At 64.7% G+C, this 21,281-nt stretch carries 20 protein-coding genes; 11 read left to right on the top strand and 9 right to left on the bottom strand.

The window, feature by feature from the left end; translation table 11 throughout:
• Positions 1 to 5 precede the first annotated feature (5 nt).
• The 8 genes from AC0L3A_RS25300 (at position 6) to AC0L3A_RS25335 (ending at position 7,075) form a co-directional block, all read left to right on the top strand.
• Positions 6 to 650 carry a nicotinate-nucleotide adenylyltransferase gene (locus tag AC0L3A_RS25300; protein WP_007598907.1) on the top strand — a complete coding sequence of 215 codons (645 nt, stop codon included), beginning with the start codon at positions 6 to 8 and terminating at the stop codon, positions 648 to 650.
• A gap of 238 nt (positions 651 to 888) precedes the next feature.
• On the top strand, positions 889 to 1,245 hold the full coding sequence (rsfS, locus tag AC0L3A_RS25305; RefSeq protein ID WP_007598906.1) for a ribosome silencing factor: 357 nt from the start codon (positions 889 to 891) through the stop codon (positions 1,243 to 1,245).
• A gap of 96 nt (positions 1,246 to 1,341) precedes the next feature.
• The gene (gene rlmH, locus AC0L3A_RS25310) at positions 1,342 to 1,824 is read left to right on the top strand and encodes a 23S rRNA (pseudouridine(1915)-N(3))-methyltransferase RlmH (RefSeq protein ID WP_007598905.1); all 483 of its coding nucleotides are present in this window, start codon (positions 1,342 to 1,344) and stop codon (positions 1,822 to 1,824) included.
• Between the two features lie 33 nt (positions 1,825 to 1,857).
• The gene (locus AC0L3A_RS25315) at positions 1,858 to 3,204 is read left to right on the top strand and encodes a murein hydrolase activator EnvC family protein (protein ID WP_007598903.1); all 1,347 of its coding nucleotides are present in this window, start codon (positions 1,858 to 1,860) and stop codon (positions 3,202 to 3,204) included.
• Positions 3,201 to 4,556 (top strand): S41 family peptidase, encoded by a 1,356-nt coding sequence (locus AC0L3A_RS25320; protein ID WP_007598902.1) that lies wholly within the window; start codon positions 3,201 to 3,203, stop codon positions 4,554 to 4,556. Before AC0L3A_RS25315 ends, AC0L3A_RS25320 begins: the two co-directional genes overlap by 4 nt.
• 143 nt (positions 4,557 to 4,699) lie before the next feature.
• Positions 4,700 to 5,932: a divergent polysaccharide deacetylase family protein gene (locus AC0L3A_RS25325; RefSeq protein WP_007598901.1), complete on the top strand. Its 1,233-nt coding sequence runs from the start codon at positions 4,700 to 4,702 to the stop codon at positions 5,930 to 5,932.
• A gap of 75 nt (positions 5,933 to 6,007) precedes the next feature.
• Complete coding sequence (locus tag AC0L3A_RS25330) at positions 6,008 to 6,511, top strand: RNA pyrophosphohydrolase (RefSeq protein ID WP_007598900.1); 504 nt, start codon at positions 6,008 to 6,010, stop codon at positions 6,509 to 6,511.
• Positions 6,512 to 6,574: 63 nt separating this feature from the next.
• Entirely contained in the window at positions 6,575 to 7,075 is a 501-nt protein-coding gene (locus tag AC0L3A_RS25335; protein ID WP_007598899.1) for an RNA pyrophosphohydrolase, read from the top strand.
• A gap of 77 nt (positions 7,076 to 7,152) precedes the next feature.
• Here the strand turns inward: AC0L3A_RS25335 and AC0L3A_RS25340 are convergent, their stop codons facing one another.
• The 6 genes from AC0L3A_RS25340 to AC0L3A_RS25365 form a co-directional block, all read right to left on the bottom strand.
• On the bottom strand, positions 7,153 to 8,784 hold the full coding sequence (locus AC0L3A_RS25340) for an adenylate/guanylate cyclase domain-containing protein (RefSeq protein ID WP_007598898.1): 1,632 nt from the start codon (positions 8,782 to 8,784) through the stop codon (positions 7,153 to 7,155).
• A 152-nt stretch (positions 8,785 to 8,936) separates the two neighbouring features.
• Positions 8,937 to 9,344: a F0F1 ATP synthase subunit epsilon gene (locus AC0L3A_RS25345; protein ID WP_007598897.1), complete on the bottom strand. Its 408-nt coding sequence runs from the start codon at positions 9,342 to 9,344 to the stop codon at positions 8,937 to 8,939.
• Between the two features lie 86 nt (positions 9,345 to 9,430).
• Complete coding sequence (gene atpD, locus AC0L3A_RS25350; protein ID WP_007598896.1) at positions 9,431 to 10,873, bottom strand: F0F1 ATP synthase subunit beta; 1,443 nt, start codon at positions 10,871 to 10,873, stop codon at positions 9,431 to 9,433.
• 52 nt (positions 10,874 to 10,925) lie between these two features.
• Positions 10,926 to 11,801 carry a F0F1 ATP synthase subunit gamma gene (locus AC0L3A_RS25355; protein ID WP_007598895.1) on the bottom strand — a complete coding sequence of 292 codons (876 nt, stop codon included), beginning with the start codon at positions 11,799 to 11,801 and terminating at the stop codon, positions 10,926 to 10,928.
• A 153-nt stretch (positions 11,802 to 11,954) separates the two neighbouring features.
• Positions 11,955 to 13,484 carry a F0F1 ATP synthase subunit alpha gene (gene atpA / locus AC0L3A_RS25360; RefSeq protein ID WP_007598893.1) on the bottom strand — a complete coding sequence of 510 codons (1,530 nt, stop codon included), beginning with the start codon at positions 13,482 to 13,484 and terminating at the stop codon, positions 11,955 to 11,957.
• Positions 13,484 to 14,044 (bottom strand): F0F1 ATP synthase subunit delta, encoded by a 561-nt coding sequence (locus AC0L3A_RS25365; RefSeq protein ID WP_007598889.1) that lies wholly within the window; start codon positions 14,042 to 14,044, stop codon positions 13,484 to 13,486. The genes atpA and AC0L3A_RS25365 overlap by 1 nt, the downstream gene beginning before the upstream one ends.
• Before the next feature lie 646 nt (positions 14,045 to 14,690).
• Between AC0L3A_RS25365 and AC0L3A_RS25370 the strand changes: the two genes are divergently transcribed.
• Positions 14,691 to 15,200: a septal ring lytic transglycosylase RlpA family protein gene (locus AC0L3A_RS25370; protein WP_007598887.1), complete on the top strand. Its 510-nt coding sequence runs from the start codon at positions 14,691 to 14,693 to the stop codon at positions 15,198 to 15,200.
• Positions 15,201 to 15,225: 25 nt separating this feature from the next.
• On the opposite strand, the gene AC0L3A_RS25375 is transcribed toward AC0L3A_RS25370, so the two are convergent.
• A complete protein-coding gene (locus tag AC0L3A_RS25375; protein ID WP_007598886.1) occupies positions 15,226 to 17,436 on the bottom strand; it encodes a primosomal protein N' in 2,211 nt (736 codons plus the stop codon).
• Between the two features lie 111 nt (positions 17,437 to 17,547).
• On the opposite strand from AC0L3A_RS25375, the gene AC0L3A_RS25380 reads away from it, so the two are divergent.
• The gene (locus tag AC0L3A_RS25380; RefSeq protein ID WP_007598884.1) at positions 17,548 to 18,513 is read left to right on the top strand and encodes a tyrosine recombinase XerC; all 966 of its coding nucleotides are present in this window, start codon (positions 17,548 to 17,550) and stop codon (positions 18,511 to 18,513) included.
• Between the two features lie 100 nt (positions 18,514 to 18,613).
• Entirely contained in the window at positions 18,614 to 19,204 is a 591-nt protein-coding gene (locus AC0L3A_RS25385; protein ID WP_007598882.1) for a DUF4337 domain-containing protein, read from the top strand.
• A 104-nt stretch (positions 19,205 to 19,308) separates the two neighbouring features.
• On the opposite strand, the gene AC0L3A_RS25390 is transcribed toward AC0L3A_RS25385, so the two are convergent.
• Both AC0L3A_RS25390 and lpdA read right to left on the bottom strand, forming a co-directional pair.
• Entirely contained in the window at positions 19,309 to 19,839 is a 531-nt protein-coding gene (locus tag AC0L3A_RS25390) for a hypothetical protein (RefSeq protein WP_007598880.1), read from the bottom strand.
• 33 nt (positions 19,840 to 19,872) lie between these two features.
• Positions 19,873 to 21,270: a dihydrolipoyl dehydrogenase gene (gene lpdA, locus AC0L3A_RS25395; protein ID WP_007598879.1), complete on the bottom strand. Its 1,398-nt coding sequence runs from the start codon at positions 21,268 to 21,270 to the stop codon at positions 19,873 to 19,875.
• Between the last annotated feature and the right edge of the window lie 11 nt (positions 21,271 to 21,281).

A 21,281-nucleotide genomic window follows, 5' to 3' on the forward strand; every position in this document is an offset into this window, starting at 1 on the left:
GGGCATTGAGCAACAATTTCGTCGCGCCACGTTTCTTCGCGCAGGCCATACCAAGCCACACTTCGGGCATGCGCATCGGCCTGCTCGGCGGCTCGTTCAATCCGCCGCACCAGGCCCATCGCGCGATCAGCCAGTTCGCGCTGAAACGTCTCCAGCTCGATCGCGTGTGGTGGCTGGTGACGCCAGGCAATCCGCTGAAGGAGAACGGCGCGTTGCACGAGCTCGGCGAGCGCATGCAGGCGGCGCGCGACGTGGCCGACGACCCCAGGATCGAGGTGAGCTGTCTCGAATCCGTCATTCGCACGCGCTATACTATCGACACGATCAACACCTTGCGCCGCCGCCTCTCGGGCTTGCGCTTTGTCTGGATCATGGGCGCCGACAACCTCGCTCAATTCCATCGTTGGCAGCACTGGCGGCGCATCGCCGGTCAGGTGCCGATCGCGGTCATCGATCGCCCGCCGCAGAGCTTTCGTGCCCTCGCCTCTCCCGCCGCCCAGGCGCTCAGGCGCTACCGCTTGCCGGAGAATGAGGCGCCATTGCTTGCCGATCGGGCCGCCCCGGCCTGGGTATTCCTGACCGGTATGAAGCTGAATCTCTCGTCGACCGGCTTACGGAACCCGGACGGAAGCTGGAAAGGTACGAAGTGAGTCGGATTTGTGCGAACGCCATGCGGCCTTCGGCTCTCTGGCATATTGAAACCCTTAACCCCACATGATGTAGTGTAACCAGTGAGCGCCGGATTCGGCGTTCGCGATACAGTGAAAGGAATGGTCCCTGACCACATCTGTATTGTCCAAGACAGCATCACCCAAGACGGCTTCACCGAAGTCTGTTTTACCCAAGGTTGCCAAGCCGACGCGTAAAACATCGACCAAAGCTGCGGCCTTGAAGGCGCAACCCGACGCCGACAAGACGCTGAGCCTGATCCTCTCCCGCCTCGACGACATGAAGGCGGAAGAGACGGTTACCATCGACCTTCGCGGCAAATCGGCCTACTCCGACTACATGATCGTCACGACCGGCCGGGTGAACCGGCACGTCGGCGCGATCGCGGAGAACGTCGCCAAAGGCCTCAAGGAAAACGGCATCAAGAACATCCACGTCGAGGGCTTGCCCAATTGCGACTGGGTGCTGATCGATTCCGGCGATGTGATCGTGCACGTGTTCAGACCCGAGGTCCGCGAGTTCTACAGTCTCGAGAGATTGTACACGCAGGGCCCAGGGGCGGCGAAGGCGATCTGAGAGGCTGCTGGCCGATTTCGAATCGGCTGACGCGCATGCTAGCGTCGTGCGCGCGCATATCGCGCGCGGTCCAGAAAACGCGACCCTGAACATATTATGCGCATAGCCGTCATTGCGGTGGGCCGGCTGAAGCAGGGCCCCGAACGGGAGCTTGCCGACCGCTATTTCGAGCGGTTCGACGAGGCCGGCCGCAAGCTCGGATTCCGCGAGCTCGCCATCCACGAATTGCCCGAAAGCCGTGCGCGCGATACCGCGACGCGGATGGCCGAAGAGGCCGCGGCGATCTCGGCGCATATTCCCGAAAAATCGGTTCTGGTGGCGCTGGACGAGCGCGGCCAGAATCTGGATTCGACCGTATTCGCACGGCATCTCGGCCGCTGGCGCGACGAGGGTGCCGGTCACACTATCTTCATGATCGGAGGGGCGGACGGACTTTCGCCCGAATTGCGCCGTAAGGCCAAGCTCGCGATCGCGTTCGGCTCTGCGACCTGGCCGCATCAAATGGTCCGCGTCATGCTTCTGGAACAGCTTTATCGGGCCGCCACCATTCTGGCCGGCCACCCCTATCACCGCGCGTGATCCGCGCCACAACGAGCACCTTTGCCTAAAGCGATGCGAGCGCCTGTCCTCAACCTGCTGCTGATCGCCGGCATGACCGGCGCAAGTATTTTGGGCGCAAGCCTTGCGCAAGCTCAGACGCCTGCACCGCAGACTGCGGCCGTCGCGCCCGATGCGATCAAGCAGCGCGAGCAGGAGCTCGAAGCCGCGCGCGCCAGCAAGAAGAGCGCGGAGGAAGCGCAGGCCAAGCTCAAGGCCGAGATCACCTCGCTCGGCCAGGACCGCACCCAGCTCAATCAACAGTTGATCGACACCGCCGCCAATGTGCGCACCGTCGAGACCAAGATCGACGAAGCCGAAGCGCGGCTGCGATCGCTGAACGGCCGCGAGCAGGCGATGCGCAGCTCGCTCGATTCGCGCCGCGCCGACATCGTCGAGGTGCTGGCGGCCTTGCAGCGCGCCGGAAGGCGGACGCCGCCGGCGCTGTTGGTAAGGCCCGAGGATGCCCTGAAATCGCTGCGCACGGCGATGCTGCTCGGTGCCGTGGTGCCGGAATTGCGCGGGCGCGCCGAGAAGATCGCAAGCGAGCTCGGCGAGCTCGTGGCCTTGCGCAAGACCATCGCGACCGAGCGCGACCAGCTTGCCTCCGACCGCGACAAGGTCCGCAACGACCAGACCCGGCTCGCAGCTCTGGTCGACGAGCGGCAGCGCCAGCAGGCGTCGCGCGAAAAGGACCTCGACGCCGAGAATGCGCGCGCCGTCGCGCTCTCACGACAGGTCGGCGATCTCCAGGGGCTGATCGCCAAGATGGAGCAGGATCTGCAAAGTGCCGCCAAGGCGGCCGAGAAGGCGGCTGAGGCCGCCAAGCAGGCTGAGGCAAAGGCCGCTGCAAACGCGGCCGCCAGCGCCAAGACCGGCCCTGGCGCTTTCAAGGATCGTTCCCGGACCACCCCTGCGATGGCCTTCGCTGCGGCCAAGGGCCTGCTGCCTCTTCCGGTTAACGGTAACAAGATCAGGGATTTCGGCGGTTCGGACGGGCTCGGCGGGGTCCAGAAGGGCATTTCGCTGGCGACCCGGCCCGGCTCCCAGGTCACGACGCCGTGTGATGGCTGGGTAGTCTATGCCGGCCCCTTCCGCAGCTATGGACAACTCTTGATCCTCAATGCCGGGGGCGGGTATCATGTGCTGATCGCCGGGATGGAGCGCATTTCGGTCAACATCGGTCAGTTTGTGCTCACGGGGGAGCCTGTCGCGACCATGGGGTCGACTTCTCAAGTCGCCTCCATTCTCGCCACGAACGCGAGTCAACCTGTGCTCTATGTCGAGTTCCGCAAAGACGGCACTCCAATCGATCCAGGCCCATGGTGGGCCGCAAATGAAGGCGAGAAGGTTCGCGGATGATGCGCAAGACTTCAGTTATCCTCCTCAGCGCGGCCACCGGTGCGGCGCTGACGCTGTTCGTGACGCAACCGCGCGCAGTCTTCATGGGCTCCAGCGCGCGAGCCGCCACCGCGGACACCTATCGCCAGCTCAATTTGTTCGGCGACGTCTTCGAGCGCGTGCGCTCGGACTATGTCGAGAAGCCCGACGACACCAAGCTGATCGAATCCGCGATCAGCGGCATGCTCACCGGTCTCGATCCGCATTCGAGCTACATGGACGCCAAGAGCTTCCGCGACATGCAGGTGCAGACCCGCGGTGAGTTCGGCGGCCTCGGCATCGAAGTCACGATGGAAGACGGCCTGATCAAGGTGGTCTCGCCGATCGACGACACCCCGGCCTCGCGCGCCGGCGTCATGGCCAACGACATCATCACCAATCTCGACGACGAAGCGGTGCAGGGGCTGACCCTGAACCAGGCAGTCGAGAAGATGCGCGGCCCCGTCAACACCAAGATCAAGCTCAAGATCATCCGCAAGGGCCAGGACAATCCGATCGACGTCACGCTGGTGCGCGACAACATCCGCGTCCGTTCGGTGCGCGCCCGCATCGAGGCCGACGACATCGCCTATATCCGCATCACCACCTTCAACGAGCAGACCACCGAAGGCCTGAAGCGCGAGGTCGCCAACCTCTCGAATCAGATCGGCGACAAGCTGAAGGGCTACGTCATCGACCTCCGCAACAACCCGGGCGGGCTGCTCGAGGAAGCGGTCACCGTCTCCGACTCCTTCCTGGAGAAGGGCGAGATCGTCTCGACCCGCGGCCGTAATGCCGAGGAGACCCAGCGCCGTACCGCGCATACGGGCGACCTCACCAAGGGCAAGCCGGTCATTGTGCTGGTCAACGGCGGCTCGGCTTCGGCGTCGGAGATCGTCGCCGGCGCGCTGCAGGACCACAAGCGCGCGACCATCGTCGGCACGCGTTCGTTCGGCAAGGGCTCGGTGCAGACCATCATTCCGCTCGGCTCCGGCAACGGCGCGCTGCGTCTGACCACGGCGCGCTACTACACGCCGTCGGGCAAGTCGATCCAGGCCAAGGGCATCGTGCCCGACATCGAAGTGCTGCAGGACGTGCCGGACGAGCTGAAGTCGCGCACCGACACCAAGGGCGAAGCTTCGCTGCGCGGCCATCTCAAGAACGACGGCGACGAGAAGACCGGCTCGCAGTCCTACGTTCCGCCGGACGCCAAGGACGACAAGGCGCTCAAGCTCGCCGACGATTTGCTCCACGGCATCAAGAACAGCGCCTCCGCGGCGCCCACCCCGGGCGGCGACAAGGCCACGACCGACAAGCCCAAAGCGGCGAACTAAGTCGGCGCATCGCGATCTGACGAAAAGGGCGGCTCCCGGAGCCGCCCTTTTTGCTTGGAATTCCTGATATCCCCGGCCTATCCCGGCCTGCCGCCGCTTGACCTCGGCGTGGTATCGTCGTCTCGAGTGATTCGGGATCGCGCATGACTGAAACGGCCGATGATCTGAGCGCCCCGCTCGGACGGGACAAGCCGCGCCGGAAACGCCGGCTGCGGCTGCCGTTCACCGCCATGCAGCTGCTCGCAGTCCTGCTCGGCCTGTTCCTGGTCACCTTTGCCGGCTTCGCCATCTTCAACAAGGATCCGCTCGGCGGCGAGCCGATGACGCGGCTCGCGATCCGCGAGCCCAGTGCCGCAGACAAGACCGGCGACGACAAGCCGGCCGCCGCCAGCCACGGCCAGGACAGCAAGCAGGAAAGCAAGCAAGAGACCAGGGACGCACCGAAGCAGGCGGGCGAGCAGAAGACCGTCACCATGATCGACGGTTCCACCGGCACCCGCCACGACGTGGTGATCGGCGGCGATGCCGCCGGCAAAAGCGAGGCGGCCTCGGCCTCCGCACCGCCGCCCGTCATGGCCGGGATCGACCCAAAACTCCTTGAGAAATCGCGCTACGGCATGATCCCGGCGATGTCCGGGGATCTGAAGCCGTTCAACGTCTATGCGGCGGATGCCGATCGCTCCAAGGCCGCCAAGATGCCGGTGGTCGCGATCCTGATCGGCGGCCTCGGCGTCGGCGCCGCCAAGACCACCGATGCCATCATGCGGCTGCCACCGGCGGTGACGCTGGCCTTCACGCCTTATGGGTCCGATCCAGGAAAACTCGCCGAGCGCGCCCGCGCCCAGCGCCACGAGATCTTCCTCCAGATTCCGATGGAGCCCTACGACTTCCCAGACAACGATCCGGGACCGCAGACGCTGCTGACTTCGCTGAGCGCCGACCAGAACATGGACCGCCTGTACTGGCATCTGAGCCGGATGCAGGGCTATGCCGGCCTCACCAATTTCATGGGCGCCCGCTTCATCGCAACGGAGCCGGCGATGCAGCCGATCATTCGCGAGGCGGCCAGGCGCGGCCTCGGCTTCTTCGACGACGGCTCATCGCCCCGCAGCATCGCACCGCAGGCCGCCGGCAGCCTGGCGATGCCGTTCGGCAAGGGCGATATCGCGATCGACGCAGTGCCGACCCCGGCCGAGATCGACCGCGCCCTGACCAAGCTCGAAGCGGCGGCGCGCGAGCGCGGCGTGGCCGTAGGCACCGCCTCCGCCCTCCCGGTCTCGATCGAGCGCATTGGCGTCTGGACCAAGACATTGGGCGACCGAGGTATCCTTTTGGTGCCATTGACAACCGCGATGCTGAAATCAAAATCCAGCTAAATCAACGGATTGGTACGGCACAGGCCCGCGGGGCCTGCTTCAGCCTTACCGACGGCATGCGAGAGGTCTGGCGGAATGGCGCGTTACGAGGATCTGCCCTACCGGACCTGCGTCGGCGTGATGTTGCTCAACAAGGACGGACTGGTGTTCATCGGCCGCCGCGCCGGTGGCATCGAGCATGTCGACGACACCCATGTCTGGCAGATGCCGCAGGGCGGCGTCGATCCCGGCGAGGATAATTGGGAGGCCGCCAAGCGCGAGCTCTATGAGGAGACCAGCGTGCGCTCGGTCGAGCGGCTCGGCGAGGTTCCGGACTGGCTCACTTACGACATTCCGCGCACGGTTGCCGGGCGCGCCTGGAAGGGCCGCTACCGCGGCCAGCGCCAGAAATGGTTCGCGGTCCGCTTCACCGGCAAGGACAGCGAGATCAACGTCGAAAAGCCCGGCGGCGGCCACAAGGCCGAGTTCGTGAGCTGGCGCTGGGAACCGATGAAGAACCTGACCGGGCTGATCATCCCGTTCAAGCGTCCGGTCTACGAGCGGGTGGTGAAGGAATTTTCCGCGCTGGCGCGGGATTAGTTCAGGTCGCCATTCCAGCTTGATGCTAATGCATCGCCTGAAATGACGACGAGAGATCCACGCGTGACCCATGAAAAGCCTTACCGTCCCAATGTCGGAATCGCGCTGTTCAACGCCGATGGCCGCGTGCTGATCGGGCACCGCTTCAAGGGCGACGGACCCGAGATCATCCTGCCGGGCCTCGACTGGCAGATGCCGCAGGGCGGCGTCGACGAGGGCGAGGATTTGCGCGATGCCGCGCTGCGCGAGCTCTGGGAAGAGACCAGCGTCAAGAGCGCAACCTATCTCGGCGAGACCGACTGGCTGACTTACGAATTTCCGCCCTATGACGGGCCGCAGACGCATCGGCTGGCGAAATTCCGCGGTCAGCGCCAGAAATGGTTCGCGCTGCGCTTCACCGGCAAGGATGACGAGATCGATCCGCTGACGCCGCGCAACGGGCAGCCCGCCGAGTTCGACGCCTGGCGCTGGGAGCGGCTCGACCGCGTCCCCGATGTCGTGGTGCCGTTCCGCCGCCACGTCTACAGCGCAGTGGCGCAGCAGTTTGCGCCCTTCGCCAACTAAAAACGCGAAAACAACCCCATGCACAGTAGAACGGGGTTGAAATCATTAGAGAACTTTCGCCGGAAATTTGCGCGAGCCTAATTGATCGGTCCCACCGTGAACGGGCCGATCGCGATGACGTGGCAGTCGCTGTCGCGCTTGGCGCAGTCGGCGAGCGCGGAATTGACGGCGGTCTGCTCGTCCGCGGCCTTGAGGCCGAGGCCCGGCCGGCCCGCGGTGCCGACCGCGACGGCGTTCCAGCCCATGCCGTCGGCGAGCTTGCGCACGACCTCGTCGCGCGCATCTGCGACGATCGAGGCGTTGGACGCCGCGTGGAAGAAGCCGGTGATCCTCAGCAGGGTCGGGATCGGCACGACGAAATTCTCGTCGACCGCAACGACCAGGCAAGCGACGCCGGCGATCGCGCCGCACGATTCCAGCGAACGCCGCGCGGCATCGTCGGCGGATGATGCGCCCATCACCATGAAATATTGACCGCCCGGGCCGAGCGCGACCGCGCGGGATTTTGCAGCGGGCACGAACATGTTCTCGAGGCGGACTTTCGCGGGATCGCGCACCATCGGAAAGTCTTTGGAGGCAAAGGCGCGCTCGGTCATGGCATCATGCCGGACGAATGGCTGCGGCGGCATCGGCGGCTTGCCGTGCGTGTAGACAATGTTGTTGCCGACCGCATAGAGCTCGCAGCGCCGCGGCGACTGCGCGGCATCGGCGCGCTTCTGACACTGATCGAGTGCGGCGTTGCGCGCGGCTTCCTCGTTCGGCTGATTCAACGACGCGCCGGTGAACCCGCCGACATTGAGCGCGAACGCCTTGTAGTTGCCGGCAGCGGAATAGTCGCCAGCCAGGTAGTTGCGGATGCGCTCGTTGATGAAGGGGACGCTGTCGGCGGGAAACTTGCCGGCCATCGGTGAAGCCGATGGTGCCGGCATGGGCATCGGCGCTTTCGCTGCCATGGTGGCTGACGGGCTTGGCGCTGCTGCCGCAGCCGCGCTGGGCATCGGACTTGATGCAGAGCTTGGCGCAATCGCTGCAACCGCCGGCGCCCTGGTGGTCTCGAGCTTGGTGAAATAGAGGAAGCCACCGACGCCGATGGCGACGACGGAGACGACACCGACCACCAGCGGCCACATCCAGTTCGGCGCGGCCGCAGCCTTCGCCACCTTCTTGATCTGCGGCGTCGCGTAGCTGCCGTCCCCGCGCCGCATTGCCACCATGTAGGCGTGCACCGGCGTCGGGATGTTCTTGACCTCCTGCGCGCCGATATCGGCGAACTGCACCGACAGCTTGTTGGCGACCTGCTCGTGCACGGCGCGGGAGACGCAGATGCCGCCGACCTCGGCGAGGCCCTCGAGCCGGGCGGCGATATTGACGCCGTCACCGAGCAGATCGCCGTCGCGCTCGACCACGTCGCCGATGGTGATGCCGATGCGGAACGACATCAGCCGGCTTTGCGGATAGGCCATGTTGCGGGTTCGCAGGGATTCCTGAATGTCGATCGCGCAGCGCACCGCATCGACTGCGCTTGGAAATTCCGCGAGCACGGCGTCACCCGCAGTGTTGAAGATGCGTCCGCCCGCCTTGGCAATGAAATCGTCGACAACCTCGCGATAGGAGGCGAGACGCCGCAGCGTCTCCTCTTCGTCTTCCGCGACCAGTCGTGAATAGCCGGCAATATCGGCTGCGAAAATCGCTGCGATCTTGCGTTTCATTTTGCGGCCGGCCCCCGGAACAAAGTTCGCGAGTGCAGAATGGCGCGATCGGCGGCGCGGTGCAACAAAGTTTCAGCGCCCGCCACTTCCGTGACGAGCGCTGAACTTATTCAGGAATTTTCAGTTCGGGCCCCGGCGCGATGCACCGGGGCTTAGTGCATAGCCGTGCTGCTGAGCTGCTGCTGGATGCTCTTGAAGTGGTCGAGCCGCGCGATGGCTTGATCGAGCTCGTTGCCTTCGTGCTCCTTCAATCCCTCTTCCATCTCCGAGATAGTCGCGGCGAACTGGGCGCGATCGAGCTCGGCCAGCGAGGTCGCGACGTCGGCGAGTACCGTCAGGCCCTTGTCGGAAACTTCGGCGATACCGCCGAGCACGATGATCTTCTCGTGCTTGCCGCCGGTGGTCACGGTGAGAATGCCGGGCCGGATCGCGGCCACGACAGGAGCGTGTCCCGCCAGCACGCCGAAATCACCTTCGACGCCGGGGATATCGACCTGGTCGACCTCGCCCGAGAAGGCGAGCTTTTCCGGCGAGACGAGATCGAAGTGGAAGGTGGCCATTGGAAACCTGCGAATGGTGAGTAGCGAATTGCGAATGGAGCGGGAGCAGCGCGACTATTCGCTACTCCCTGCTCGCCCTTCGCAGCTTAGGCCGCCTCGGCCGCCAGCTTCTTGCCCTTCTCGATCGCCTCTTCGATGGTGCCGACCATGTAGAAGGCGGCTTCCGGCAGGTGATCGTACTTGCCTTCGCAGAGGCCGCGGAAGCCCTTGATGGTGTCCGCGAGGTCGACGAACTTGCCGGGCGAGCCGGTGAAGATTTCGGCGACGTGGAACGGCTGCGACAGGAAGCGCTCGATCTTGCGGGCGCGGGCCACCGTCAGCTTGTCCTCTTCCGAAAGCTCGTCCATGCCGAGAATGGCGATGATGTCCTGCAGCGACTTGTAGCGCTGCAGCACCTGCTGGACCTGACGCGCGGTGTCGTAGTGCTCCTGGCCGACGACGAGCGGCGAGAGCATGCGCGAGGTCGAGTCGAGCGGATCCACCGCCGGATAGATGCCCTTTTCCGAGATCGCGCGGTTCAACACCGTGGTGGCGTCCAAATGCGCGAACGAGGTCGCGGGCGCCGGGTCGGTCAAGTCGTCGGCCGGAACGTAAATGGCCTGCACCGAAGTGATCGAACCCTTCTGCGTGGTGGTGATGCGCTCCTGCAGCGCGCCCATGTCGGTGGCAAGCGTCGGCTGGTAACCCACGGCGCTCGGGATACGACCGAGCAGCGCCGACACTTCAGAACCGGCCTGGGTGAAGCGGAAGATGTTGTCGACGAAGAACAGCACGTCCTGGCCCTGGTCGCGGAAGTGCTCGGCGACGGTCAGACCGGTGAGGCCGACTCGGGCGCGGGCGCCGGGCGGCTCGTTCATCTGGCCGAACACCAGCGCGCACTTCGACTTGACGCTCGGATCCGGATTGTGCGGATCGGCGTTGACCTTGGACTCGATGAACTCGTGATAGAGGTCGTTGCCCTCGCGGGTACGCTCACCGACGCCGGCGAACACGGAGTAACCACCGTGGGCCTTCGCGACGTTGTTGATCAGCTCCTGAATCAGCACGGTCTTGCCGACGCCGGCGCCGCCGAACAGGCCGATCTTGCCGCCCTTGGCGTAGGGCGCGAGCAAGTCGACGACCTTGATGCCTGTGACGAGAATTTCAGCTTCGGTCGACTGGTCGGTGTAGCTCGGCGCTTCCTGGTGGATGGCGCGCATGCCTTCGGACTGGATCGGGCCGGCTTCGTCGATCGGCTCGCCGATCACGTTCATGATGCGGCCGAGCGTGCCCGCGCCGACGGGAACCGAGATCGGCTGACCGGTGTCGGTCACTTCCTGGCCGCGGACCAGACCTTCGGTCACGTCCATCGCGATCGTGCGCACGGTGGACTCACCGAGATGCTGCGCAACTTCCAGCACGAGGCGGATGTTGCCGTTCCTGGTTTCCAACGAATTCAGAATGGCCGGCAGATGGCCTTCGAACTGAACGTCGACGACGGCGCCCATGACCTGGGTGACACGACCGACCTGGGTAGCTGCTGTAGCCATGAAGCTCTCCTTCGAAATTCTTTACTTGAACGACCGTCGTTTGGTTCGTGCGTCAGACCGCCTCGGCGCCGGAGATGATCTCGATCAGCTCCTTGGTGATCTGGGCTTGACGGGTTCGGTTGTAGATCTGGGTTTGCTTGCGGATCATTTCGCCCGCGTTGCGGGTGGCGTTGTCCATCGAGCTCATCTGCGCGCCGTAGAACGAGGCGTTGTTTTCCAGCAGCGCGCGGAAAATCTGCACCGCGATATTCCGCGGCAACAGGCCGGAGAGGAGTTCGTCTTCCTCCGGCTCGTAGTCGTAGGACGTCGACGGCGCGTTCGCCGCCTTTTCTTCCACGGTCAACGGAATGATCTGCTGCGCGGTCGGGACCTGGGCGATCACCGACTTGAACTGCGCGTAGAACAGCGTGCAGACGTCGAATTCGCCGTTGTCGAAGCGGGCCAAGACCTTCTTGGCGATGTCCTCGGCGTTGAGGAAGCCGAGCTGACGAACGCCGCGCAGGTCGAGGTGCTCGATGATCTGCTTGTCGTACAGGCGGCGGAGCTGCTCGTAGCCCTTGCGACCGACGCAGAAGAATTTGACTTCCTTGCCCTGCGCGATCAGCGCCTGGGCGCGCTCGCGCGCGAGACGCACGATCGAGGAGTTGAAGGCGCCGGACAGACCACGCTCGCCGGTGCAGACCAGCAGCAGGTGAACCTGATCCTTGCCGGTGCCGCCCAGCAGCACCGGAGCGCCGGGCGAACCGGCGGCAGCGCTGGCGATGTTGGAGATCACCGCGCTCATCTTGTCGGCATATGGCCGCGCCGCCTCGGCCGCCTGCTGGGCGCGGCGCAACCGGGACGCCGCGACCATCTGCATGGCCTTGGTGATCTTCTGCGTCGCCTTGGTGGAGGCGATGCGGACGCGCATGTCTTTAAGTGACGCCATTCTTCGTTCACCCCGGCGGTTCGACCCCTTGGATCAAGCCGCTAGCCTATCCCAGTCGTCATGCCCGGGCGTGTCCCGGGCATCCACGTCTTCGTTTCCATGCAGTGAGGCACGGAAGGCCGGGACACGAAGCCCGGCCTTGCGACCGTTCTCTTATGCGAAGCTCTTGGCGAAACCTTCGACCACCGACTTCAGCTTGGCGGCACTGTCGTCGGAGAGATCGCGGCTATCGCGGATCGCGTTGAGGATATCGACGTTCTTGCCGCGCAGCAGCGACAACAGACCGTCCTCGAACGCGCGCACCTTGTTGACCGGAAGCGGATCGAGATAGCCGTTGGTGCCGGCCCAGATCACGCAGACCTGCTCTTCCATCTTCAGCGGCGCGAACTGCGGCTGCTTCAGGAGCTCGGTGAGACGCGAGCCGCGGTTGAGCAGGCGCTGGGTCGAGGCGTCGAGGTCGGAGCCGAACTGCGCGAACGCCGCCATTTCGCGGTACTGCGCCAGCTCGCCCTTGATCTTGCCGGCGACCTTCTTGGTGGCCTTGGTCTGCGCCGAGGAGCCGACGCGCGACACCGACAGACCGACGTTCACCGCGGGGCGGATGCCCTGGAAGAACAGGTCGGTTTCCAGGAAGATCTGGCCGTCGGTGATCGAGATGACGTTGGTCGGAATGTAGGCCGACACGTCGTTGGCCTGGGTTTCGATGACCGGCAGCGCCGTCAGCGAGCCCGAGCCCTGGTCCTTGTTCAGCTTCGCCGCGCGCTCGAGCAGGCGGGAATGCAGATAGAACACGTCGCCCGGATAGGCTTCGCGGCCCGGCGGGCGGCGCAGCAGGAGCGACATCTGGCGGTAGGCGACGGCCTGCTTGGACAAATCGTCATAGATGATGACGGCGTGCATGCCGTTGTCGCGGAAGTACTCGCCCATGGTGCAGCCGGTGAACGGCGCGATGTACTGCATCGGTGCCGGATCCGACGCGGTAGCGGCCACGATGATCGAATATTCGAGCGCGCCCTGCTCTTCCAGCACCTTCACGAACTGGGCAACGGTCGAGCGCTTCTGGCCGATCGCGACGTAGACGCAATACAGCTTGATGTTCTCGTCCGGCTGCGCGTTGAGCGGCTTCTGGTTGAGGATGGTGTCGAGCGCGATCGCGGTCTTGCCGGTCTGACGGTCGCCGATGATCAGCTCGCGCTGGCCGCGGCCGATCGGGATCAGGGCGTCGATCGCCTTGAGGCCGGTCGCCATCGGCTCGTTCACCGATTTGCGCGGAATGATGCCGGGTGCCTTGACGTCGACGCGCATGCGCTTGTCGGCCTGGATCGGGCCCTTGCCGTCGATCGGATTGCCGAGCGCGTCGACGACGCGGCCGAGCAGGCCCTTGCCGACCGGCGCGTCCACGATGGCGCGGGTGCGCTTGACGGTCTGGCCTTCCTTGATCTCGCGGTCGGCGCCGAAAATGACGATACCGACGTTGTCGGTCTCGAGGTTCAGCGCCATGCCGCGGGTGCCGTTCTCGAACTCGACCATTTCACCGGCCTGGACGTTATCCAGACCGTAAACGCGGGCGATACCGTCGCCGACGGACAGCACCTGTCCGACTTCGGAGACTTCAGCTTCCTGGCCGAAATTCTTGATCTGGTCCTTGAGGATCGCGGAAATTTCCGCGGCGCGGATGTCCATCAGCCTGCCTCTTTCATCGCGTGCTTGATCGAATTGAGTTTGGTGCGAAGCGAGCTATCGATCATCCGGCTGCCAAGCTTGACCACGAGGCCACCGATGATCGAGGGATCGATCTTCACGTTGAGCGCGACGTCCTTGCCGGTCACCGACTTCAGGGCAACCTTGAGGGCGTCGAGATTCTTGTCCGAGAGCGCCTCCGCCACGGTGACGTCGGCCGTCGCCTCGCCCTTGAACCTGGCGACCAGGGCGCGATAGGCGCGGATGACGTCAGCCACCGCGAACAGGCGGCGGTTGGCGGTCAGCACTTTCAGGAAATTGGCGGAGATGCCGGCGATGCCCGCCTTGTCCAAAACGGCCGAGAGGGCCCTGGACTGGGCATCGGCCGCGAACACAGGGCTGCGGACGAGGCGCTTCAGATCGGCGCTTTCGTTCAGCATGCCCTCGAATTTTTCGAGATCGGCTTTGACCTCGTCGACCACTTTCTGGTCGCGGGCCAGTTCAAACAAGGCCGTTGCATAACGGCCCGACACACCGGAAACGGACGTATCTTCTGCAGCCACAGACGTGCTCTTTTTGCTGTCAAACTCGCAAGGGAAAAACCGTCGCCACAAAGCGGCGCCTAGCGATCCAAGCCCTTGGAATTCAAGCGGGACTTCGATTTTCGACCCCGCACGGAAGTGCCGGGCTCGTTAAAATCGCGGCTTTGCTAACATAGCAGGCGCGCACGTGCAACATGACGCCAAATTAAAGGCATGACGTTCTGTCGCCAGTTCGTCGCACTCCACGACGACGCGACGACGACCTGCCATGCCGCGGAATTGCCACAGCCCCTAAGCCCACCCCCGAGCCGATGCCGGCCATTGGTTCCTGCCCTCAGCGCATAGCGGCCATGAACACGGATCGCTGAGGCGTGATTCCGGCGCATCCAGCTTCACTCGCCGAATACTTTCCGAATTCTAAATGCGGAAAGCGATGACTTCGTTTTACAGTATTCGCGAGTAATTTAGAGGTTAACGAATCGTTAAATTCCAATATTACGGAATGTCGGCTGAATATCTCCGCCGGTAACAAGATATTACACGGCGACACAGAACGGATTTACTGCCCAATTCACGCCTCATTAGGAATCGAAACGCGGTCCCGCTCGCAAACTTACGGGGGCTCCACTTGCCACATATGTGGCAATACTAGCTTAGGGACCAATATATGCTTTGTTTGAAGACGCTGGGCTCAGTGACCCGGCCGCGTACGGCGATCGCTTTTGTTGCCGCAACTCTTCTCATCGGGGGAACTGCCACCGAAGCTTCCGCCAAATCCCGGCATCACCATCGGTATTCCCACCATCATCACCGCCACCAGGCCCAGAACGATGCCAACACGTCCTCCGATTGGCGTAACGCTAATGCGTCGATGACGCCGTCGCAGGGCACCGGACGTGCCTTCTCCGGCATGGCTTCCTTTTACGGGAACGAGTCCGGCAGCAGGACTGCCTCGGGCCAGCGCTTCAACCAGAACGCCATGACCGCGGCGCACCGTTCGCTGCCGTTCGGCACCAAGCTGCGGGTCACCCATGGCGGCTCCAGCGTCATCGTCACCATCAACGACCGTGGCCCGTTCGTTCGCGGCCGTGTCCTCGACCTCTCCACGGGCGCTGCCCGCGCTATCGGCCTCACCGGCGCCGGCGTCGGCCGCGTCACCGCGGAAGTCGTCTCCTAAAGCGCGCGCCCCGGAATGACAGCGGCTACAAAAAGCTCTGCGGATCGACGTCGACCTCGAGCTTTTGATTGCCCTTCGGCTTCGGGCATACGGCAAGCCAGTTGCGCAGATAATCCGACAGGTCGAAGCCGCGCGCCGATTTCACCAGGATGCGGAAGCGGTAGCGGCCCTTGATGACGGCGAGCGGGGCTTCCGCTGGGCCCAGCACCACCACCCGCTCGTCGCGCGGCGCGAGCGCAACGAGGTGGCGGCCGAAGCCTTCGGCGCTCGGCCGGTCGCCGGCGGAAATGATCAGGCTCGCGAGCCGCCCGAACGGCGGATACAGCGTGCGTTCGCGCAAATCGATCTCGCTGTCGTAGAACGCTTCACGGTCGCAGGCGATCAGCGCCTTCATCACGGGATGGTCGGGCTGGTGGGTCTGGAGATAGCCGACGCCGCGGCCCTGCTCGCGCCCGGCGCGGCCGATCACCTGGTTGAGCAATTGCCAGGTGCGCTCGGAGGCGCGCGGATCGCCATTGGACAGGCCGAGATCCGCATCGACCACGCCGACAAGATTGAGCCGCGGGAAATTGTGGCCCTTGGCGACGAGCTGGGTGCCGATGATGACGTCGACGCGGCCCTCCGCGATGTCATTCAGCTCGGAGCGCATCGTCTCGATCGAGGTGATGAGATCGCTCGACAGCACCATGGTGCGCGCCTCCGGGAACAGCGCGGCCGCCTCTTCCTGCAAGCGCTCGACGCCGGGCCCGACCGCGACCAGCGATTCCTCCGCCGCGCAATGCGGGCAGGTTTGCGGACGCGGCATCGAGAAGCCGCAATGGTGACAGACGAGGCGCTGGCGGAAGCGGTGATCGACCAACCAGGCATCGCAGATGGTGCAGGCAAAGCGATGGCCGCAGGCGCGGCACAGCGTCAACGGCGCATAGCCGCGGCGATTGAGGAACAATAGCGCCTGCTCGCGCCGCTCGATCGCGGTCCTGATCTCGGACGCCAGCCGCGGCGAGATGAAGCGGCCGCGCGCCGGCGGCTCGCGGCGCATGTCGATGGCCTCGATATGCGGCATGTGCTGGCCGCCGAAGCGTGACGGCAGCGCGATGCGCTGATAGCGGTTCTTGCGCGCATTGACCTCGGACTCGACCGACGGCGTCGCCGATGCCAGCACGATCGGAACCTTCGCGATATGCGCGCGCACCACCGCCATGTCGCGGGCGTGATAATGCACGCCCTCGTCCTGCTTGTAGGCCTGGTCGTGCTCTTCATCGACCACGATGAGGCCGAGATTGGCGTAGGGCAGAAACAGCGCCGAGCGCGCGCCGACCACGACCGGCGCGCTGCCCTCGGAGATCGCCGCCCAATTGCGTGCGCGGGTGCGCGGCGTCAGCTCGGAATGCCATTCCAAGGGACGCACGCCAAAACGCTGCGCGAAGCGATCGAGGAACTGGCCGGTGAGCGCGATCTCCGGCATCAGGATCAGCGACTGTTTTCCGCGGCGGATCGCCTCGGCCACGGCTTCGAAGTAAACCTCGGTCTTGCCCGAGCCGGTGACACCGTCGAGCAGCGCGACGTGAAAGCTGCCGTTGGCCGCGAGCGCGCGCATCGCATCAACTCCGGCGCGCTGGAGCGGCGAAAAATCCGGCCGGCTGAAATCCGGATCGGGCGGCGGCGGCGGTGGAGGCGGCGGCATCGGCTCGACCGTGAGCGTGCCTTCGTCGACGAGGCCGTCGATCACGCCGGCCGAAACGCCGGCCTCCTTGGCCGCCTCGGACTTGCCGTGCAGCAGCCGGTCCGACAGCACCTCGATCAGGCGCTGCCGCGCCGGCGTCAGTCGCCGCGGGAGATCGCCGGTCAGGCGCACGCCGGCGCGCACCCGCTCGGGGCCGAGGTTCTCGCCCATCCGCAGGCACATGCGCAGCACCATGCCGCGCGGGCTCAGCGTGTAATTGGCGATCCAGTCCACGACTGCACGCAGCTCGGGCTTCAGCGGCGGGATGTCGAGCTTTTCGCTGACCTCCTTGAGGCGGTTGTGCAGGCGCGGATCCGGATTGGCGTTTTCGGCCCAAACCACGGCGAGCACCTCGCGCGGGCCGAGCGGCACGCCAATAATGTCGCCCGCCTTCAGCTCCATCCCACGCGGCACCTTGTACGAATAGGTCTGGTCGAGCGCGACCGGCACCAGCACGTCGACCATGCGGGTCGCGTTGGCGGAGACGGCGTTGCTGCGCGACGTGTGGTCCATGGAGGGGAATCGGAACCCGGGGTCTTCAAGGCTAGCGCCCTGAGGCGGCCTTAGCGAACGATAAACGAGTGTGATGCGATATACTGAGTGGAATCACCACGTCCAGAGCGCATGAGCAAAGCGGCCGCCCCACAGATCGAGCTCGCCAGCGCCGATCCTGACATCGCGCAGGAGATGACGCGCTGGCTGTCGCATCTCGGCGCGGAGCGACGGCTGTCGCCGAAGACGCTGGAAGCCTATGCCCGCGATCTGCGGCAGTGCCTGAATTTCCTCTGCGGCCATTGGGGCGAGCGTGTGACGCTGAAGCGTTTCGCCGCACTGGAGGCCACCGATATCAGGGCCTTCATGGCGATGCGCCGCGCCGACGATATTGCCGGGCGCTCGCTGATGCGCGCACTGGCGGGCCTGCGTTCGTTCGGCCGCTTCCTCGAGCGCGAAGGCAAGGGCAAGGTCGGCGCGCTCTCGGCGATCCGCGCGCCGAAAGTCGCAAGGAGCCTGCCAAAGCCGTTGCCGATGGCGTCGGCCAAACGTCTTGCGGACGCCGACGAGCGCGCCGGCGAGGATCGCGAGACCTGGATTTTGGCGCGCGATGCCGCGGTGATGGCACTCCTCTACGGCTCGGGCCTGCGCATCTCCGAAGCGCTGGGGCTGACGCGCCGCGAGGTGCCGCGTCCCGGTGAAGGCGACGTGCTGATCGTGACAGGCAAAGGCAACAAGACCCGCATGGTGCCGGTGCTCCAGAACGTGCTCGAACTGGTGCAGGAGTATGTCGCGATGTGCCCGTATCCGCTGCCGGCCGAAGGCCCGATCTTCGTCGGCGCACGCGGCGGGCCGTTGAGCCCGCGCATCATCCAGCTCGCGATGGAGCGGCTGCGCGGCGCGCTCGGCCTGCCCGACAGCGCCACGCCGCACGCGCTCCGGCATTCCTTCGCCACGCATCTGTTGTCACGCGGCGGCGATTTGCGCGCGATCCAGGAATTGCTCGGCCATGCCTCGCTCTCGACCACGCAGATCTATACCGGCATCGATGCCGAGCGGCTGCTGGAAGTCTATGCCAGCGCGCATCCGCGGCGCTGATGCTGACATGAAGCTGTCATAGCAAGCCTCGCGGCGCGCATGCCTCTTGCGCGGCGCCCGCGGTTCGGTCAATCGTGGGGAACCGAGCCAGGAGGAATTTATGAGCGCACATGAAAGCATGGAGCATGCCGAGCACGCCGAACACGCGTCCGGCTCGAACAAGAAGATCGCGCTCCTGATCGCGGTCCTGGCGCTGTTCCTGGCGATCTCCGAGACGCTCGGCAAGGGCGCCCAGACCGAATCGATCAGCAAGAACGTCGAGGCCTCCAACCTCTGGGCCTTCTTCCAGGCCAAGAGCATCCGCCGCACCGTGGTGCAGACCATGGCCGACCAGGGCAAGCTCATCCTCGGCGCGGCGAGCGACGAGGCCAACAAGGTGGCCGTGCAGAAGCAGATCGAGGACTGGCAGAAGACCGCGCAGCGCTACCGCTCCGAGCCCGAGACCGGCGAAGGCACCGAGCAGCTGGCCGAAAAGGCCAAGCACGCCGAGCATGAACGCGACGAGGCGACTGCGAAATATCATCACTTCGAGCTGGCGTCCGCCGCCTTCCAGATCGGCATCGTCCTGGCCTCGGCGACGATCATCACCGGCATGCTACCGCTCGCCTGGATCGCGGGCCTGCTGTCGCTTGCCGGACTTGGAATGACCGTGCTCGGCGCATGGTCGCCGCATCTGCTGCATCTGCATTGAGGCTCGTAACCCGCATGAGCGCAGCGACATGCGGGGAGCCACAATAAGGAATCCCGGATATCGCTTTGCTCATCCGGGCTACGCGACGCTCATTGCGTCGGCGCTCAACGCGCTTCGTGCACGCTCTTGCGAAAACGCTGGATCAGGCGGAGCGTGCGGGAGGACCAGCCTTCGCCGTTGCCGGCGATCAGCTCCTTGATGCGCCGCTTGACCGGATCGACCAGCTCGGCGGCCTTGGCACGCAGCTTCAGCACCAGATCGTACAGCCGCTCGAACCAGTGCATCTCCATCAGCTTGTCGCGCGTCACATCGAACACGAAGGCGGTGACGCCGACCCCGAGCAGCTTTGCGAACACGATGGTGAAGACCGCGCTGGTCCAGTATTCGTGCGTGAGCAGCCACAGGCCGACCAGCTTGAGCGGAAACAGCGGGACGATCGGTACAGCGAACACGATCAGCGTCATCGCCGGCGACAGCGCATCGACGCGGTCCGACATCCATTGCTTGAAGCGGGCGAGCGGGACGATTGCGACAACCCGCGCGACGATCGGTTCGAGATGGTCCCACAGCCAGGCTTCGATCAGGAAGATGATCGCAAGCAGGACCCAGACCGGTTGAAGCAGGCGGCGTAGCATGTGTTTCCCGCCCGATTCGGCGCTGGGCGCCACCTACATATGGATGGCCCGCTTGCCGACTGCAAGCGCGGCTTCCTTGATGGCCTCGGAGCGGGTCGGGTGCGCGTGGCAGGTGCGCGCGAGATCCTCCGCGCTGCCGCCAAACTCCATGAGAACGGCCGCCTCATGGATCATTTCCCCGGCCTCAATGCCGATAATGTGCACGCCGAGCACGCGATCGGTCTTCGCATCTGCGAGAATCTTCACAAAGCCGTCGGTGGTCTGGTTGACCTTGGAGCGGCCGTTGGCGGTAAAGGGAAACTTTCCGACCGTATATGCCACGCCCGCCTGCTTCAGCTCCTCCTCGGTCTTGCCGACGGAGGATACTTCCGGCGTGGTATACACGACGCCTGGGATAACATCGTAGTTCACGTGGCCGGCCTGCCCCGCGATGATCTCGGCAACCGCGACGCCTTCATCCTCGGCCTTGTGCGCGAGCATCGGACCCGCGACGACGTCGCCGATGGCATAGACGCCCTTCACGCTGGTGGCGAAGTGCGGATCGATCTGCACGCGGCCGCGATTGTCGAGCGCAACGCCGGCTTCCTTCAAGCCCAGCCCATCCGTGTACGGCACACGGCCGATACAGACGAGAACGACATCGGCTTCCAGCGTCTCGGCAGCGCCGCCGGCGGCGGGCTCGACCGTCGCCTTCAGCGCCTTGCCGGAGGTGTCCACGCCCGTGACCTTGGCACCCAGCTTGAACGCAAAGCCCTGCTTCTCCAGGATGCGCTGGAATTGCTTGGCGATCTCCCCGTCCATGCCGGGCAGGATGCGGTCGAGGAATTCGACGACGACGACTTCGGCGCCGAGACGCTTCCACACTGAGCCGAGCTCGAGGCCGATCACGCCGGCGCCGACGATCAAGAGCTTGCCGGGGACCTTGTCCAGCGACAGCGCGCCGGTCGACGACACGATGCGCGTCTCGTCGATCTCGATGCCCTTCAGACGCGCGATGTCCGAGCCGGTGGCGATCACGATGCTCTTGGTCTCGACCACCTGCGACTTGCCGTCGGCGGAGATCTCGACCTTGCCGGTGCCGAGAATCTTGCCGGCGCCCTTGAGCACGTCGATCTTGTTCTTCTTCATCAGGAACTCGACCCCCTTGACGTTGCCGTCGATGCCCTGCTGCTTGAAGTTCATCATCGCAGGCAAATCGAGCTTCGGCGCGGAAACGCTGACGCCCATCTTGGCGAAGGAATGCCCGGCCTCCTCGAACATTTCGGAGGCGTGCAACAGCGCCTTCGACGGCATGCAGCCGACATTGAGGCAGGTGCCGCCGAGCGTCGCGTTCTTTTCCACCACGGCGACTTTCATGCCGAGCTGCGCTGCACGCACCGCGCAGACATAACCGCCCGGTCCGGTGCCGATGACGACGAGATCGTATGCCATGAGAGAAAGTC

The sequence above is a fragment of the Bradyrhizobium sp. MI1.3 genome, assembly GCF_055811695.1.